14 protein-coding genes are annotated in these 16,479 nt (G+C 47.4%); 13 read left to right on the top strand and 1 reads right to left on the bottom strand.

The window, feature by feature from the left end; translation table 11 throughout:
- Positions 1–30: 30 nt before the first annotated feature.
- The 7 genes from V2546_RS11970 (at position 31) to clpB (ending at position 7,839) form a co-directional block, all read left to right on the top strand.
- Positions 31–1,002 (top strand): phosphoheptose isomerase family protein, encoded by a 972-nt coding sequence (locus V2546_RS11970; protein ID WP_117515486.1) that lies wholly within the window; start codon positions 31–33, stop codon positions 1,000–1,002.
- Entirely contained in the window at positions 1,002–1,847 is an 846-nt protein-coding gene (locus V2546_RS11965) for a fructoselysine 6-kinase (protein WP_329752424.1), read from the top strand. Before V2546_RS11970 ends, V2546_RS11965 begins: the two co-directional genes overlap by 1 nt.
- Before the next feature lie 112 nt (positions 1,848–1,959).
- A complete protein-coding gene (locus V2546_RS11960; RefSeq protein ID WP_118606986.1) occupies positions 1,960–2,691 on the top strand; it encodes a GntR family transcriptional regulator in 732 nt (243 codons plus the stop codon).
- Positions 2,692–3,000: 309 nt separating this feature from the next.
- Entirely contained in the window at positions 3,001–3,279 is a 279-nt protein-coding gene (locus V2546_RS11955; protein WP_117515492.1) for a helix-turn-helix domain-containing protein, read from the top strand.
- On the top strand, positions 3,266–4,396 hold the full coding sequence (locus V2546_RS11950; protein ID WP_177968699.1) for a type II toxin-antitoxin system HipA family toxin: 1,131 nt from the start codon (positions 3,266–3,268) through the stop codon (positions 4,394–4,396). The genes V2546_RS11955 and V2546_RS11950 overlap by 14 nt, the downstream gene beginning before the upstream one ends.
- 242 nt (positions 4,397–4,638) lie before the next feature.
- Complete coding sequence (locus tag V2546_RS11945; RefSeq protein ID WP_015555115.1) at positions 4,639–5,085, top strand: Hsp20/alpha crystallin family protein; 447 nt, start codon at positions 4,639–4,641, stop codon at positions 5,083–5,085.
- A gap of 153 nt (positions 5,086–5,238) precedes the next feature.
- A complete protein-coding gene (clpB, locus tag V2546_RS11940) occupies positions 5,239–7,839 on the top strand; it encodes an ATP-dependent chaperone ClpB (RefSeq protein WP_329752423.1) in 2,601 nt (866 codons plus the stop codon).
- Positions 7,840–8,127: 288 nt separating this feature from the next.
- On the opposite strand, the gene pcp is transcribed toward clpB, so the two are convergent.
- Positions 8,128–8,769 (bottom strand): pyroglutamyl-peptidase I, encoded by a 642-nt coding sequence (pcp, locus tag V2546_RS11935; RefSeq protein ID WP_329752422.1) that lies wholly within the window; start codon positions 8,767–8,769, stop codon positions 8,128–8,130.
- A gap of 336 nt (positions 8,770–9,105) precedes the next feature.
- Here pcp and V2546_RS11930 point away from each other — a divergent pair, with 336 nt between their 5' ends.
- The 6 genes from V2546_RS11930 to ilvD all read left to right on the top strand — a co-directional run bounded on the left by V2546_RS11930 (position 9,106) and on the right by ilvD (position 16,438).
- Positions 9,106–9,981, top strand: a complete 876-nt coding sequence (locus tag V2546_RS11930) for a methionyl aminopeptidase (RefSeq protein WP_329752421.1) — start codon at positions 9,106–9,108, stop codon at positions 9,979–9,981.
- Positions 9,982–10,137: 156 nt separating this feature from the next.
- Positions 10,138–10,776, top strand: coding sequence for a type I phosphoribosyltransferase (locus V2546_RS11925; RefSeq protein WP_015555111.1), 639 nt, complete (start codon positions 10,138–10,140; stop codon positions 10,774–10,776).
- A gap of 525 nt (positions 10,777–11,301) precedes the next feature.
- Positions 11,302–12,966, top strand: coding sequence for a biosynthetic-type acetolactate synthase large subunit (gene ilvB, locus V2546_RS11920; RefSeq protein ID WP_329752420.1), 1,665 nt, complete (start codon positions 11,302–11,304; stop codon positions 12,964–12,966).
- 7 nt (positions 12,967–12,973) lie between these two features.
- Complete coding sequence (gene ilvN, locus V2546_RS11915) at positions 12,974–13,510, top strand: acetolactate synthase small subunit (protein ID WP_015555108.1); 537 nt, start codon at positions 12,974–12,976, stop codon at positions 13,508–13,510.
- 13 nt (positions 13,511–13,523) lie between these two features.
- A complete protein-coding gene (gene ilvC / locus V2546_RS11910) occupies positions 13,524–14,537 on the top strand; it encodes a ketol-acid reductoisomerase (RefSeq protein ID WP_215703114.1) in 1,014 nt (337 codons plus the stop codon).
- A 254-nt stretch (positions 14,538–14,791) separates the two neighbouring features.
- On the top strand, positions 14,792–16,438 hold the full coding sequence (gene ilvD, locus V2546_RS11905; protein ID WP_118322369.1) for a dihydroxy-acid dehydratase: 1,647 nt from the start codon (positions 14,792–14,794) through the stop codon (positions 16,436–16,438).
- The last annotated feature ends 41 nt before the right edge of the window (positions 16,439–16,479 follow it).

The following is a 16,479-nucleotide window of genomic DNA, read 5'->3' as shown; positions in this document are numbered from 1 at the left end:
GCGAAAAATGCGCAGAGGAGGAAATCAACTATGGAAGTAAAACAGATCATTGCGGAAATTAAGGAAAAGATGGATCAGAGAGGCGGATTAAAGCATATGTATTTTGTTGCCTGCGGTGGATCAAAGGCAGCTATTTTCCCGGGACTCTACCTGATCCAGTCGGAAGCAAAAAATTTCAGTGCGACAACCTATACCAGCAATGAGTTCGTACATGCGACCCCGAAAGAATTAGATGAGAGATGTATCGCAGTCATCTGTTCTCTTAAGGCTACACCGGAGACTGTAAAAGCTGTCGAAACAGCAAATGCAGCGGGAGCAATCACAATTGCCATGACGGGAAATATGCAGACCGGTATGGCAAAGGTCGGTCAGTATGTTGTGACATATTCAAACGGAGATCATCAGGATTACAGCGACTCCAATCAGGCAAATGCGCTCCGTATCGGCTTTGAAGTTCTCCATCAGTTTGAAAACTGGGATAAATATGACAAAGCAATGGATGCGTATCAGTATATTGATGAGATCGTTTCAGAGGGAAAGAAAAACTGTCTTCCGGCTGCACAGGCATGGGCTGAAAAAGTCGAACATGAGCCGGTCTTCTATGTCCTTGCATCCGGTCCGAACTATGGAGTTGCTTATTCCATGTGCTGCTGTCACTTTATGGAGATGCAGTGGAAACATGCGGTATGCCTGCACACAGGTGAGTACTTCCATGGACCGTTTGAGACAACCGATAAGAAGCTTCCGATGATCCTGTTAATGAGTGAGGGACGTACAAGAGCGCTCGATGAGAGATGCCTGAAGTTCCTGAATACATATGCTGAGAACTTTATTATCATTGATTTTGAAAAGCTGAATGGAGGAAAAATCGATCCTTCGGTTGCAGAATTCTTCAATCCGGTTGTCATGATCCCGATTGAGCGGTATTATGTATCTCAGCTGGCAGAAAAAACAGGTCATTCAATGGATGAAAGAAGATATATGTGGAAGGTTGAGTATTAATGATAAAGGTAATTGGCATCGGAGATAATGTATGTGATCAGTATTATCCTGCAAAGATCATGTATCCGGGTGGTCAGGCCATGAACTTTTCTGTATATGCAAAAATGCTGGGGGCGCAGTCTGCGTACCTCGGCGTTTTTGGAAAGGACAGAGTGGCAGAACACATTATTTCTGTTCTTGATGAGATCGGGGTCGATCATTCCAGATGCAGGCAATATGCCGGCGAGAATGGATACGCAAAAGTCCGGCTTGAAAATGGTGACAGACAGTTTATCATGAGCAACCGCGGAGGGATCGTAAATGAGCATCCGTTGGATCTAAAGCCAGAGGATATTTCCTATATCAGGGAATTTTCCCTTGTTCATACCAGTAATAATGGTCACTTTGATTCACAGTTAAAAAAAGTAAGAGAAACTGGAATTCCGGTTTCTTATGATTTTTCCGGTCACTGGAATGAGGAATATTATTTAAAAGAGATCGCGCCTGTTGTTGATTACGCATTTTTCTCCTGCGGAGAAATTGATGAGGAGACCGCAAAGGCAGCATGTAAGCGCTTTGTATCGGAAGGCTGTAAAATTGCAGTGGCAACTATGGGAAAACGCGGATCCCTCGCTTTTGACGGAAAAAAGTATTACAGACAGATCCCAAAGCCTGTTGATGCAATCGATACATTGGGAGCCGGAGATTCTTTTACAACTGCCTTTTTACTCTCGCTTTTAGATGGAAATGGAATCGAGACAGCAATGGAAAAAGGAGCCGAATTTGCAGCAAAGACATGTATGGTGAGAGGCGCTTTTGGATATGGCGTTCCGTTTGAGGATCTGGAGCCTGGTGACTGCCTGTAAAAATCTGTGGATCGAACGGGAAACCTGCTCTGGAAAGAAAATTGTCCTTGCTATTTGTCTGAGCTGTTATTAAAATAGTATTGAAAAGAATTTAGACGGTGGGGGAAAATGAATGTTAAAGCAGGATGCGATGACTCCGTTATATGTTCAGCTTATGGATACAGTGGAAAAGGATATCAAAAGCGGAAGATATAAACCGGGAGATAAGATCATGACGGAATCAGAGATGGCAAAGACGTATGGTGTCAGTCTGATCACCGTGAGAAAAGCAATCGGTTCCCTCATGGAAAAAGGACTTGTTGTTCGGAAACAGGGAAAGGGAACGTTCGTAACAAAGCCAAAATTTTCCAGAAATATCAAACGTCTCCAGAGCTTCAGCGAGATGTGTGAGCAGATGGGAGTCGTGCCGGGGGCACATATGCTGGAAAATAAGATTGTGGATGCAGATGAAAAGATTGCGGCAAGGCTTGGAATTGAGACGGGCAGTAAAGTGATCTTTATATCACGTCTGAGATTCGCGGATTCAGAACCGGTCGTGATTGAAAAAAACTATTTTCCGTTAAAATATGCGTTCCTGTTAGAAGCTCAGTTTGAGGATAATTCCCTTTTTGATTATTTAAAAGAGAAAGCAGAAATGCAGGTTACAAGCTCGGAAAAACTGATCGAGCTTTGCAGAGCAACACAGGAGGAAGCAAAATTACTCGAAGTCCGAAAGGGCGACTATCTGATGTTCGTTAGAAGTACAGCATACGATCAGGAGAATGAGCCATTGTATGCGGGAATTCAGATCATAAATGGGGATCGATTCTCTCTGTATGTATATGAGACAAATGGGGAGCATTGACCATTCAGAAAAAGACCGCTGTTTTCACAGAGCGATTTGTGGAAACAGTGGTCTTTTTTAATGAAAATTTTGATGGGACTTTGGGCTGTTAAAAGATAGTACGAGCAATTGATATGTGTCTGCAGGCAAATGGAGATTGCAGAGGTCATAGTGAGAATGGGTTGGGTTACATTTTTATTGATTTGTATATTGACTGATGGTAAAATAATAACAGATAATATATTATATATTTTGAATGTAATCATGTAAAAATAGATAAAATATTATCTAATAAATGTACGAAAAACGAAATCGAAAGTGGGAAAGACTATGGAAGGTTTTATATGGGAGACAGCGGAAGAACTGGATTTGAAGTTGGCGCAGAGGGTTCGCAATATTAGAAAACGGCGTTCAATCTCGCAGGAGAAGCTGGCGTCGATGAGCGGTGTGAGTTATGGTTCTGTTAAAAGATTCGAGTCTACCGGTCAGATATCCTTGTTGTCTCTGACGAAAATCGCAATGGCATTGGATATTGCGGATGAACTCAGGAATATTTTTTCGCAGGTACCATACAGAGACATAAAGGAGGTCATAAATGAAACAAGATAATGCGCTGCAGGTGTATTATGATGAAAAACTTGTGGGGACATTGGCCATGACAGCAAATCGAAAAGCAGCATTTCAGTACACCGATGAATGGCTGGAACATGGATTTTCGATCAGTCCGTTCTCGCTGCCGTTAAAAAAGCAGGTGTTTGTGCCCACAAAGGATTATTTTGGCGGCCTTTATGGCGTGTTTGCGGACAGTCTTCCGGATAATTGGGGAAGATTGCTGCTAAATCGTCTGCTTCGTGAGCATAAACAGGATCCGGATAAACTGACGGTTTTAGACCGACTGGCAATCGTTGGAAAATCAGGAATGGGTGCGTTGACGTATTATCCGGAAAGAAAATTTCCAGAGCAGCGGGATAATCCTGACCTGGATGAACTGGCGCGGGAGTGTCAGAAAATATTGAACACAGAATATACAGACAAACTTGACGAATTGTACCGGCTTGGAGGAACGAGCGGAGGAGCAAGGCCGAAGATCATGACTTCGATTGGAAATGAAGAGTGGATCATAAAATTTCCGGCCCATGTAGATGGAAAAGATGCGGGAAAAATGGAGTATGATTATTCATGCTGTGCCCGGAAATGTGAAATTACGATGAGTGAGACAAAGTTGTTCCCATCTGGAATCTGTAAAGGCTATTTTGGAACCAGGCGGTTTGACAGAGTCCCTGATCAAAATGGAATAAAGCGAGTCCATATGCTGACAGCTGCAGCGCTTCTCGAACTGGACTTTGAACAGCCGAGTCTTGATTACCACAGTCTGATGAAACTTACGAAGATATTGACGAAGGATCATTATGCGGATGTGGAAAGTATGTTTCGAAGAATGTGTTTTAATGTTTTTGCGCATAACAGAGATGACCACTCAAAAAATTTCACCTATTTGTATGATGAAGAAAAAGATCAGTGGAGACTGAGCCCTGCATACGATCTTACTTATAGTAATACGTACTATGGGGAACACACAACGACCGTTGACGGAAATGGAAAAGATCCGGGAAGAAAAGAATTATTAGCTGTTGGCATTACGGCTGGAATGAAGAAGAACCGGTGTATGGAAATTATTGATGAGATCGAGAGGTGTGTGGGAGAGATGCTTGGCGACTACCTATAGAATACGTTCTACGATGAGCCTGAAAAGTTACAATGTGTCAATGAAATACACAATTAATTCACAAAAAAATTAGCACTCGCCTCTTGACAGTGCTAATAATATGTGTTATATTACATGCAGAACAAAGGAAGAGAGAAAAAATCAAAGGATCTCAAGGAGTTCCCAAGATTGTAAAATCTTCTGAAGTTCTTTCAGATAGATGACAAACAAGAAAACAGGAATTCTGATTGGAGGAATGATTTATGTATATGCCGAGTATTTTTGGAGAAAGTTTATTTGATAATATGTTCCCGTTTGATGAGAAGTTCTTTACAGAAAAGAAGGATCCGCTGTATGGTAAGAATGTATCCAGACTGATGAAGACAGATGTCAGAGAGACAGAAAAGACGTATGAGCTTGATATCGATCTTCCGGGATTTAAGAAAGATGAGATCCAGATTGAACTGAAGGATGGTTATCTGACCGTCAGTGCCGAGAAAGGTCTTGATAAGGACGAGGAAGATAAGAAAGGCAAATACATCCGCAAGGAACGTTATGCAGGTGCTCTGAGCAGAACCTTCTATCTTGGCGAGGAGATTCGGGAAGAGGAGATTAAGGCGAAATTCGAAAACGGTATCCTGAGTGTATCGATTCCGAAAGAGGAAGAGAAGAAGGTTGAAGGTCCGAAGCACATTTCCATCGAAGGGTGATCTGACAGTCCCGAGCGGTAACGATACAGAAACGTGTGCGAAGCTGCCACGTATCTGAAAGATTAAGCCGCCCGGCGGATGAAAATTTCGCTGGGCGGTATTACTGACAACAAACACAACAAGTACTTCAGAATTGAAGGGAGGCTTGCGATCATGAATATCAGCAAATTTACACAGAAATCAGTGGAAGCAGTCCAAAACTGCGAGAAGCTGGCTTATGTATATGGAAATCAGCAGATCGACCAGGAACATCTCCTGGTGAGTCTGTTAAAGTTAGATGACAGCCTGATCTTAAAGCTGATCACAAAGATGGGAATCTCCGGTGAGCAGTTTACAGATGAGGCGGAAGCAGCACTTAAAAAGCTGCCGAAGGTATCCGGAGGCGGACAGGTCTATCTCACTCAGGACCTCAATAAAGTCCTGATTGACGCCGAGGACGAGGCAAAGGCGATGGGAGACGAATATGTTTCCGTCGAGCATCTGTTCTTATGCCTGTTAAAAGAACCGAACAGGGCAATAAAGGAACTGTTCCGTACTTATGGGATCGACCGGAATAAATTCTTACAGGCTCTGTCCACGGTCCGCGGCAACCAGAGAGTTACCAGTGATAATCCGGAGGCAACCTACGATACCTTAAATAAATATGGTTCTGACCTTGTAGAGAAGGCAAGAGACCAGAAGATGGACCCGGTGATCGGCCGTGACGCCGAGATCCGGAATGTGATCCGGATCCTTTCCAGAAAAACGAAAAACAACCCGGTCCTCATCGGTGAACCTGGTGTTGGTAAAACCGCCGTTGTAGAAGGTCTTGCACAGCGTATCGTCCGAGGTGATGTACCGGAGGGCTTAAAAGATAAGAAATTATTCTCACTGGATATGGGTGCCCTTGTTGCGGGTGCGAAATACCGTGGTGAGTTTGAGGAACGTTTAAAAGCCGTTCTCGATGAGGTGAGAAAGAGCGAGGGACAGATCATTTTGTTCATCGATGAGCTTCACACCATCGTCGGAGCTGGAAAGACGGAAGGATCTATGGATGCCGGCAATATGTTAAAGCCGATGCTTGCCCGTGGTGAGCTGCACTGTATTGGTGCGACAACTCTGGACGAGTACCGGAAATATATTGAGAAGGATCCGGCTCTGGAACGTCGTTTCCAGCCGGTTATGGTTGATGAGCCGACGGTTGAGGATACGATTTCGATCCTTCGTGGACTGAAGGACCGTTATGAGGTTTATCACGGCGTAAAGATCACCGATTCCGCGCTTGTAGCGGCGGCAACTCTTTCTAACCGTTATATCAGCGACCGTTTCCTTCCGGATAAGGCCATTGACCTGGTGGATGAAGCGTGCGCAATGATCAAGACGGAGCTTGATTCCATGCCGACGGAGCTGGATGAACTCTCCAGAAAGATCATGCAGCTGGAGATCGAGGAGGCGGCTCTCAAGAAAGAGACAGATCATTTAAGTCAGGAACGCCTTGCAGATCTTCAGAAGGAGCTTGCGGAGCTTCATGACCAGTTTGCGACTCAGAAGGCCCAGTGGCAGAATGAGAAGGCAACGGTTGATAAGCTTTCCTCCATCCGTGAGGAGATCGAGGCAGTCCATCGTCAGATCCAGGATGCACAGCAGAAATATGATCTGAATAAGGCAGCAGAGCTCCAGTATGGTAAGCTTCCGCAGCTTGAAAAAGAGCTGAAGGAAGAGGAGGAGAAGGTAAAGAACGCAGATCTGAGTCTTGTCCATGAGAGCGTTACCGAAGATGAGATCGCAAGGATCATCTCCCGTTGGACCGGTATCCCGGTTGCAAAGCTCACGGAGAGCGAGAGAAATAAGACTCTTCATCTGGACGATGAGCTCCACAAACGTGTTGTCGGTCAGGATGAGGCAGTTGAGAAGGTTACAGACGCGATCATCCGTTCCAAGGCCGGGATCAAGGATCCGACAAAGCCGATCGGTTCCTTCCTGTTCCTCGGACCTACCGGTGTCGGCAAGACAGAGCTTGCAAAGACACTTGCGGCAAGTCTGTTCGATGATGAGAACAACATGGTCCGGATCGATATGAGTGAATACATGGAGAAATACTCCGTATCCCGTCTGATCGGAGCGCCGCCAGGATATGTCGGATACGATGAGGGCGGTCAGCTCACAGAGGCAGTCCGCAGAAAACCGTATTGTGTCGTTTTGTTTGATGAGATCGAGAAGGCACATCCGGATGTATTCAATGTTCTGCTTCAGGTCCTCGATGACGGACGTATTACAGATTCCATGGGCAAGACCGTGGACTTCAAGAATACGATCATTATCCTGACCTCCAATATCGGTTCCCAGTACCTGCTTGACGGTATCGACGAGAACGGTGATATCAAGCCGGAGGCAAAGGCTGAGGTCATGAACGATCTGCGAGCTCACTTCCGTCCGGAGTTCTTAAATCGTCTTGATGAGACGATCCTCTTCAAGCCGCTCACAAAGAACAACATCGGAAGCATCATCGATCTGCTTGTTGCCGATATCAACAAGCGTCTGGCGGATAAAGAGCTTGTGGTTGCACTTTCCGATTCTGCAAAGCAGTTTATCGTGGACAACGGTTATGATCCGGTATATGGCGCAAGACCGCTCAAGAGATATCTGCAGAAGAATGTGGAGACTCTGGCAGCCCGCCTGATCCTGTCGGATGGTGTCCATACCGGAGATACGATCAGGATCGACGTGGTCGATGGAAAACTCAATGCGTCTGCGGAGAGAGGAACAAAAGAATAATCAGAAAACCGGATTCCGGGCGGGTGCCTCGAAAGGCAGTCCGGAACCCGGATAAAAGAAAAACGTAACTATTCAGTACCTTCATAGTTACACGCAAAAATCCATTCCAGATCAGCTTCGCTGATGGGATTTTTGCCCTCCAGCCTATGTTTTCTTACGGTCAGCGCAGCAAGTGCGCAGACCTACTGAACAGTTACAGAAAAACTTCATCTCTGGAAACATTCAGACTGATATCACAGCCTGAAAAAATTCCGGAGATGAAGTTTTTTTGTGCGACAGAAGTGACTTTTAGTGCGTCTCTCCTCCGACCACTTTGATATCCTGCTCATATTCAACAGCGGCCTTCACAGCCGCTTCCAATGCAGCCGTAATATCCGCAATGGCCATAGACGGGGTTGCCGGTTTATTGACAACCTGGGAAACGGCATACGGAACGTGGATAAAGCCACCGCGTACATTTGGAAATTCCTTTTGGATATAGTATAAAATTCCATACATGACATGGTTGCAGATATAGGTTCCTGCGGTGTTGGAGAGGGTAGAAGGATAACCGGCGTTCCTGATCTCCTGAACCATCGCCTTCACCGGAAGATTGGAGAAATAGGCAGCATCTCCGTCTGCAAAGATCGGTTCATCGATGGGCTGGTTTCCTTCGTTATCCGGGATTCTTGCATCTGTTACATTAATCGCAACACGCTCCGGAGTCACACCGAACCGTCCGCCGGCCTGACCGATGCTGATGATGATATCCGGGCGGAGCTCCAGCATCTTTTCATGGACCTTCGCAATGGATTTATTGACGACGGTCGGGATCTGCAGCTTTGTGATCGTTGCGCCCGCGATCTCGTCTTTCATGGCTTTTACGGCTTCCCATGCCGGATTGATCGGCTCTCCGCCGAAGGGGTCGAACCCGGTGATCAGTACGTTCATGTAAATTCCTCACTTTCTTTAAAGCCGCCTCTGCAACGCGGGGGATTTTCAGTCCGGAAAATCCACGCCGTGATATTAACGGCATATTTTCTCAGGAGACTTATTTGACAAACAGAGTCTCCGACGTTATGATAGATAAGGATATTATACAGGAAAATAAAAGAATTCGCAAACGCAATTCCTGTACACGGACAGGAATTTTCTAATGTGCAATCACGCGAAGATATAGATTGCCGCACACGACTGCGTGAGGCGCGAGAATGTGCCAGGCACATTTTTTGTTGAAAATCCTGTGCGATGCAGAAATGCAAAAACAGATAGAAAAGAGGAAAAATTATGTTTCGCAGAATCGGAAAAAATGATCCATGCTGGTGTGGAAGCGGGAAGCCATATTGTGAGTGCCATATGGCATTTGACCAGAAGATCAGTCGTGCTCGTTTTGCAGGCCACGAGGTTCCGTCCCACAAGATCATCAAGACACCGGCACAGATCGAGGGGATTCGTGAGAGCGGAAAACTGAATGTAGCAGTCCTTGACTATGTGGCGGAGCACATCAGAGCGGGAATTACCACGGAGGAGATCGATCAGTGGGTATACGACTTTACGACAAAACATGGCGGGATTCCTGCACCGTTAAATTATGAGGGATTCCCAAAGAGCGTGTGCACCTCCATCAATGATCAGGTATGCCACGGAATTCCGTCCAAGGATGTTGTCTTAAAAGACGGCGATATCATTAACGTGGATGTCTCCACGATCCTTCACGGATATTTCTCTGATTCGTCCAGAATGTTCCTGATCGGCAACGTGGATCCGGAAAAGGAAAAACTTGTCCGTGTCACGAACGAAGCTGTGGAAAAGGGTCTCGAACAGGTAAAACCGTGGGGATTCTTAGGAGATATGGGACAGGCAGTCCATGACTACGCGAAGAAGAACGGATACACCATTGTCGAGGAAGTCGGCGGCCACGGTGTCGGTCTTGAGTTCCATGAAGACCCGTTTGTAAGCTATGTGACAAAACGGGGCGAGGAGATGCTTATGGCACCGGGGATGATCTTCACCATCGAGCCGATGATCAATATGGGCCGTCCAGATATCTTTGTGGATGACAGCAACGGCTGGACGATCTATACCGATGACAGGCTTCCGTCTGCCCAGAGGGAGATCATGGTACTCGTGACAGAGACCGGACATGAGGTCCTTGCGTGGTAGAAAAACAGGGAGAAAAACCGTTACTGTTTGCGCAAGGCGTAAACAGTGACGAAAAACCTGATGAAAAACAGGAAAATTCCTTGAATAGTATCTGAAAATTCAGTATAATATAGTCAAATAACAGTAAACGTGAGATTTGAATAAGGAGGATCGTGTATGGAGTTAAAGTATGACAAAATTCAGACGACCGGTACAGATACCCCGTTAAAAATCGTAAAGGGACATTTTGCAACGAATCATGCCCACACGAATTACTATTTTGACCTGACGACGGTAAAGAGCCGTCTGAGTGAGGCGGGAGGAATTGCCCAGGCACTCGTACATATGTATCTGTACGATATGATCGTCGATACAATCGTATGCATGGAAGGGACCGAGGTGATCGGAACGCTTCTTGCGCAGGAGCTGACAAAAGGCGGTTTCATGTCGAAGAACGCCCATAAGACGATCTACGTTATCAAACCGGAGTTCAACAGCAACAGCCAGATCGTGTTTAAGGACAATTACCGCGCAATGATCAATGGAAAGAATGTGCTGATCCTCACCGCGACCGTGACAACAGGTCTGACGATCAACAAGGCGATCGAGGGTGTCCAGTACTATGGAGGAATTATTCAGGGGATCTCCGCAGTATTCAGCGCACTTGAGAATGTCAACGGAATTCCGATCAAGTCGGTATTCGGATTAAAAGATGTTCCGGATTACCAGTACAGCGACTACAGAAACTGCCCGTTATGTAAGGAAGGAAAGAAACTGGATGCGCTGATCAATCCGTATGGATATTCAAAACTGTAAAAATAATTTGAAATAGGAGCAGCTCTGCAGGCCGGGGAAATCCCGGTGCCTGCAGAGCTTTTTCTTTTAACAGGGAACTCCGATGAATTCCCAGTTAAATAAAAAGGCACTGACGAGCCAGCAATGTTACATAACTCTGGTTCATACAAGATATAAAAAGAAACTACTTGCAATTTCTGACAAAGTGCTTATAATAAAACATAGTAACATTGCTGAAGGGCAACTGGAAAGGAGACGCAAAGATATGACGAATCTTATTCTACTCGCAGTCGTGATTCGAATTATCGTCAGCATTATCGTCGTGAACGGGAATGCTTATTTGCGTTATACTGAATCCGGGATTGCCTGATAGAAACTTGAAAGAACAAGTTACGAAGAAAAGCAAAGCCTTACAGTGTAACGCTGTAAGGCTTTTTTATACCTGAATTTTGATACGGACATTTGTCCGTACCGGAGAAAGAAAAGGTGGGAATGTCTGACAGAAACGGACATTCCGAAAGAAATAAGATGAGGGGAAAAACAGCTATGAAAATGAACGGAGCGCGGATCCTGGTGGAAGAGCTGATCCATCAGGGCGTGAGAGTGGTCTTCGGATATCCGGGGGGCGCAGTGCTTGATATTTATAACGAACTCTATCTTGCGTCTGACCGTATCGGACATGTCTTAGCGGCTCATGAGCAGGGAGCTGCCCATGCCGCTGACGGATATGCGAGAGCAAGCGGAAAGACCGGCGTGGTCCTGGCGACAAGCGGTCCCGGTGCTACAAATCTGGTGACAGGGATCGCGAATGCCTACCTCGATTCCGTACCGATGGTCGCGATCACAGGAAACGTCGCGGTAAACAGTCTCGGAAAGGATTCTTTCCAGGAGGTGGATATCGTCGGAATTACACAGCCGGTAGTAAAACACAACTTCATGGTCCGGGACATCAAGGATCTTCAGAAGACGATTATTGAAGCCTTCGAGATCGCGAATTCCGGACGTAAGGGACCGGTTCTCATTGATATTCCGAAGAACGTCCAGTCTGCGGAATACGAGTATGTGGAGGACTTAAAAGTCCCAAGTGTTGTAAAGAAGCCGAGAAAGTCCGAGTGCGGAGACATTGGTGAAGTTGTTGAGATGATCAAAAAGGCGAAAAAGCCGTTTATCTACGCAGGCGGCGGTGTCGTGGCAGCAGGAGCCCAGAAAGAAGTCCTGGAGCTCTCAAAACGGGTCGACGCGGCGATCGGTCTTTCGATGATGGGAATCACCTCCGTTCCGGCCTCCTATCCGCTGAATCTTGGAATGTGCGGCATGCACGGAAAATATCCGTCCATCAAGGCCCAGTCCGAATGTGATCTGCTTCTGGCAGTCGGTGTTAGATTCTCCGACCGCGCGACAGGTGACTTAAACGAGTACACAAAGAAATGTATGACGGTCCATATCGATATCGACCGCGCGGAGATCGGAAAGAATGTCAGTCCTGATGTGAGCCTCTGGGGCGATGTGAAGGAGATCCTTACGAAGATTCTGGAAGCGCTCCCGGAAGAACGGCATCCGGAGTGGGTGAGTGAGCTTGAGGGCTATAAGAACGAGATGATCCTCCCGGCATCGAAACCTTACGGACCGGAAGCCATTATTGAGGAAGTTCACAGACATTGTACCGAGGACACAGTGGTCGCTACCGACGTCGGACAGCACCAGATGTGGACCATGCAGTTCTACCCGTTTGAAAAGCCGCATACGCTTCTCACTTCCGGCGGTCTCGGAACCATGGGATACGGTCTCGGTGCAGCCATCGGCGGATGCATCGCAGCGAGAGGCAGAAGAACCGTTCTCTTCACCGGAGACGGAAGCTTCGGAATGAACTTAAACGAGATGGCAACGGCGGTAAGCCAGGAGCTTCCGATCACCATCGTCCTCTTTGACAACGATGTTCTCGGAATGGTAAGACAGTGGCAGACAATTTTCTACGACTGTCACTATTCCCAGACGATCCTGGACAGAAAGACGGACTTCCCGGCTCTGGCGAAAGCCTTCGGTGCTGACGGATACGCGGTCTACACGATGGAGGATCTAAAGAAAGCCCTTGATGTAGCTGACAAATCCCAGGGACCGGTTCTGATCGACTGTCACATTGATATGGATGAGAAAGTCCTGCCGATGATTCCGCCGGGACGATCCATCAAAGACATGATTGTGGAAGGATAAGGTGACCATGGAAAACAAAGTTGAAAAGTTTGCGGTCGCCATGATCGTAAACAACCGCTTCGGCGTTTTAAACCGCATCGCCGGTCTTTACGCAAAGCGCTGCTATAATATCGATAATATCTCTGCAGGAACGCTTGATGATCCGAATTATACAAGGATCACCATCGTCTCCACAGGAGATGAATATATGAAGGATCAGGTGGTCCGTCAGCTGGAAAAACTGATCGATGTCCGCGCGGTAACCCTTTTGGAGCCGGAGAACACCGTTTTTGCCCAGCACATGTACATTAAAATGCACCTGACAGGGACCCACAGAGGTTCCAGTAAGCATCAGGTACTGGATCTGATCAACGAGTACGGCGGAAAAGTCGTAGACTTCGGTGAAGAGCATCTGACAGCCGAGATTACCGGAGACAGCAAAAAAGTTGAATCTTTTATTGAAAAAGTCAGAGATTTTGGTATATTAGAACTTAGCCGGTCGGGAGAGATCGCGATCGGTTTAGGAATAGACAACACATTATGTGTCGATCACAATGAAGAATAAGGAGAAGAAAACTATGGCAACCATGTATTATGAGAGAGATTGTAACTTATCACTTCTTGACGGAAAGAAAGTAGCTGTTATCGGCTACGGTTCTCAGGGTCATGCACATGCTCTGAACTTAAGAGATTCCGGCGTTGACGTAGTAGTAGGTCTTTACGAGGGCTCCAAATCTGCTGCAAAGGCAAAAGAGGATGGCTTCACAGTTATGCTCACAGCAGACGCTGTTAAGGCAGCAGACATCATCATGATCCTTGTAAACGATGAGAAGCAGGCAGCTCTCTACAAGAAAGACATCAAAGATAACCTGACAGCAGGCAAGACACTTGCATTCGCTCACGGCTTCAACATCCACTTCAAACAGATCGTTCCGCCGGCAGATGTAAACGTTATCATGATCGCTCCGAAGGGACCGGGACACACCGTTCGTTCCCAGTATGTTGGCGGCAAGGGCGTTCCGTGCCTCGTAGCTGTTGAGCAGGACCCGGCTGGAAACTCCATGGAGATCGCAAAAGCATACGCTGCAGGCATCGGCGGAGCAAGAGGCGGTATCCTCGAGACAACATTCAAGGAAGAGACAGAGACAGACCTCTTCGGTGAGCAGGCAGTTCTCTGCGGCGGCGTTTGCGCATTAATGGAAGCTGGTTTCAACACACTTGTAGAAGCTGGTTACAAGCCGGAGAACGCATACTTCGAGTGCATCCACGAGATGAAACTGATCGTAGACCTGATCTTCAACGCTGGTTTCGAGGGAATGAGATACTCCATCTCCGATACTGCTGAGTATGGTGACTATGTAAGCGGTAAGAGAATCATCGGCGACGAAGCTAAGAAGGCTATGAAGCAGGTATTAACAGAGATCCAGGATGGTACATTCGCTAAGAACTGGATCCTTGAGAACCAGGTTGGCAGAACAACCTTCAACGCAGCAAGAGCAGCACACGCTGAGACACTTGCAGCTAAGACAGGCCGCGAGTTAAGAGCAAAAATGGGCTGGAAGCAGACACAGGATCTTGACGAGGCTAAATAGTCGCGTAGGAAAATGAGCAGTGCAAAGGCGGCGGGGAAAGATTCACGTTGTGCTTGCACATAAGTGAATCTTTGCCGACGGCTTTATAGGGCGAATGCCCGCGCACGAACGGACGCAAGTCCGTGAGTGTGCCACTGCGGACTAGCGGAAAACGCAAGTCCGCGAGTGTGGCACTGCGGGGCAGCGAAACCCTAAAAAAATTCTTCAGGGCCAGGCATCACCGCCTGGCTCTGGATTTCATAAGGAGAAAAACAATGAATTCAGATAAAGTAAAAGCAGGCGTAGAACATGCGCCGCACCGTTCCCTGTTAAAGGCAGACGGATACAACGATGAGCAGATGCGCCGCCCGTTCGTCGGCGTCGTAAACTCTTTCAACGAGATCGCTCCGGGTCATATGCACTTACAGAACATCGCACGTGCCGTAAAGGACGGTGTTCTCGCTGCAGGCGGAACCCCGATGGAGTTCGATACGATCGGTGTCTGTGATGGTATCGCCATGGGACATGACGGAATGCATTTCTCTTTGAGCTCCCGTGAACTGATTGCTGATACCATCGAATGCATGGTAAAAGCACACTGCTTTGACGCTCTCGTATTTATCCCGAACTGCGATAAGATCGTTCCGGGTATGTTAATGGCAGCTATGCGTCTGAACCTTCCGTGTATCTTTGTATCCGGCGGCCCGATGCTCTCCATCAACCAGAGAGACTTAAATACTGTATTCGAGGCAGTTGGCGCGAGAAAAGCAAACCTGATCAACGATGAAGAGCTTGCTGAGATCGAAGGAAGCTCCTGCCCGGGCTGCGGTTCCTGCTCCGGTATGTTCACCGCAAACTCCATGAACTGCCTGACAGAGGTTCTTGGCCTCGGTCTTCCGGGCAATGGTACGATCCCGGCTGTATACGCAGAGCGTATCCGCCTTGCAAAGACAGCTGGTATGCAGGTTATGAAGCTGCTTGCCGATGATATCCGTCCGCGTGATATCGTAACACCGGCAGCATTCGAGAACGCGCTGACAACCGATATGGCTCTCGGCTGCTCCACAAACTCCGCACTTCATCTTCTTGCGATCGCTCACGAGGCTGATATCGCTCTTGACCTTCATATGATCAACGACATCAGTGAGCATACTCCGAACCTGTGCCATCTTGCACCGGCCGGACATCACCACATGCAGGATCTGATGGAAGCAGGCGGAATCTCCGCAGTATTAAAAGAGCTTCTCGATGCAGGAATGATCCAGGGACAGTGCAAGACTGTAACAGGAAAGACGGTTGCTGAGAACGTTGCACATGCAGTAAACCGCAATCCGGAAGTTATCCGTCCGATCGACAATCCGTACACAAAGACAGGCGGACTTGCCGTTCTTTTCGGAAACCTTGCTCCGAACGGCGCGATCGTAAAACGTTCCGCTGTAAAACCGGAGATGTTAGTCAACACAGGTACTGCAAAGTGCTTTGACTCCGAGGAAGAGGCGATCGCTGCGATCTACGCAGGAAAGATCGTTCCGGGCGACATCGTTGTCATCCGTTACGAGGGACCGGCAGGCGGTCCGGGAATGAGAGAGATGCTCTCCCCGACATCCGCGATCGTTGGCATGAAACTCGATACGACCGTTGCTCTCCTGACAGATGGCCGTTTCTCCGGCGCATCCTGTGGTGCAGCAATCGGACATATCTCTCCGGAGGCAGCTGCAGGCGGCCCGATCGCTTACATCAAGGACGGTGACAAGATCGCGATCGACATCCCAAACTACAGCTTAAAGCTTCTCGTTTCTGATGAAGAGATGGAAGAGAGAAAGAAGACCATGAAGATCCGTGAGCCGAAGAAGCTGACCGGATACTTAAAACGCTACGCAAAGAACGTATCCTCCGCAGATAAAGGTGCGATCGTAGAGTAGGCGAAGGATTCATAGGGCGGACGCCCGAAGCTTCCTGACCG

Origin of the sequence: Clostridium sp. CM74B_53 (assembly GCF_036318045.1) — a bacterium.
Taxonomy (GTDB): Bacteria; Bacillota; Clostridia; order Lachnospirales; family Lachnospiraceae; genus Pilosibacter.
The sequence above is the reverse complement of the archived record's forward strand: the minus strand, read 5'-3'. Positions and strand labels throughout refer to the sequence as shown.

Excerpts from the sequence above, each read along its gene's own strand:
- clpB (WP_329752423.1), top strand. The coding sequence starts at position 5,239 with ATGAATATCAGCAAATTTACACAGAAATCAGTGGAAGCAGTCCAAAAC.
- ilvN (WP_015555108.1), top strand. The coding sequence starts at position 12,974 with ATGGAAAACAAAGTTGAAAAGTTTGCGGTCGCCATGATCGTAAACAAC.
- V2546_RS11970 (WP_117515486.1), top strand. The coding sequence starts at position 31 with ATGGAAGTAAAACAGATCATTGCGGAAATTAAGGAAAAGATGGATCAG.
- pcp (WP_329752422.1), bottom strand. The coding sequence starts at position 8,769 with ATGAACGTACTGATCACCGGGTTCGACCCCTTCGGCGGAGAGCCGATC.
- ilvB (WP_329752420.1), top strand. The coding sequence starts at position 11,302 with ATGAAAATGAACGGAGCGCGGATCCTGGTGGAAGAGCTGATCCATCAG.
- V2546_RS11925 (WP_015555111.1), top strand. The coding sequence starts at position 10,138 with ATGGAGTTAAAGTATGACAAAATTCAGACGACCGGTACAGATACCCCG.
- ilvC (WP_215703114.1), top strand. The coding sequence starts at position 13,524 with ATGGCAACCATGTATTATGAGAGAGATTGTAACTTATCACTTCTTGAC.
- V2546_RS11955 (WP_117515492.1), top strand. The coding sequence starts at position 3,001 with ATGGAAGGTTTTATATGGGAGACAGCGGAAGAACTGGATTTGAAGTTG.
- ilvD (WP_118322369.1), top strand. The coding sequence starts at position 14,792 with ATGAATTCAGATAAAGTAAAAGCAGGCGTAGAACATGCGCCGCACCGT.
- V2546_RS11965 (WP_329752424.1), top strand. The coding sequence starts at position 1,002 with ATGATAAAGGTAATTGGCATCGGAGATAATGTATGTGATCAGTATTAT.
- V2546_RS11945 (WP_015555115.1), top strand. The coding sequence starts at position 4,639 with ATGTATATGCCGAGTATTTTTGGAGAAAGTTTATTTGATAATATGTTC.
- V2546_RS11930 (WP_329752421.1), top strand. The coding sequence starts at position 9,106 with ATGTTTCGCAGAATCGGAAAAAATGATCCATGCTGGTGTGGAAGCGGG.
- V2546_RS11950 (WP_177968699.1), top strand. The coding sequence starts at position 3,266 with ATGAAACAAGATAATGCGCTGCAGGTGTATTATGATGAAAAACTTGTG.
- V2546_RS11960 (WP_118606986.1), top strand. The coding sequence starts at position 1,960 with ATGTTAAAGCAGGATGCGATGACTCCGTTATATGTTCAGCTTATGGAT.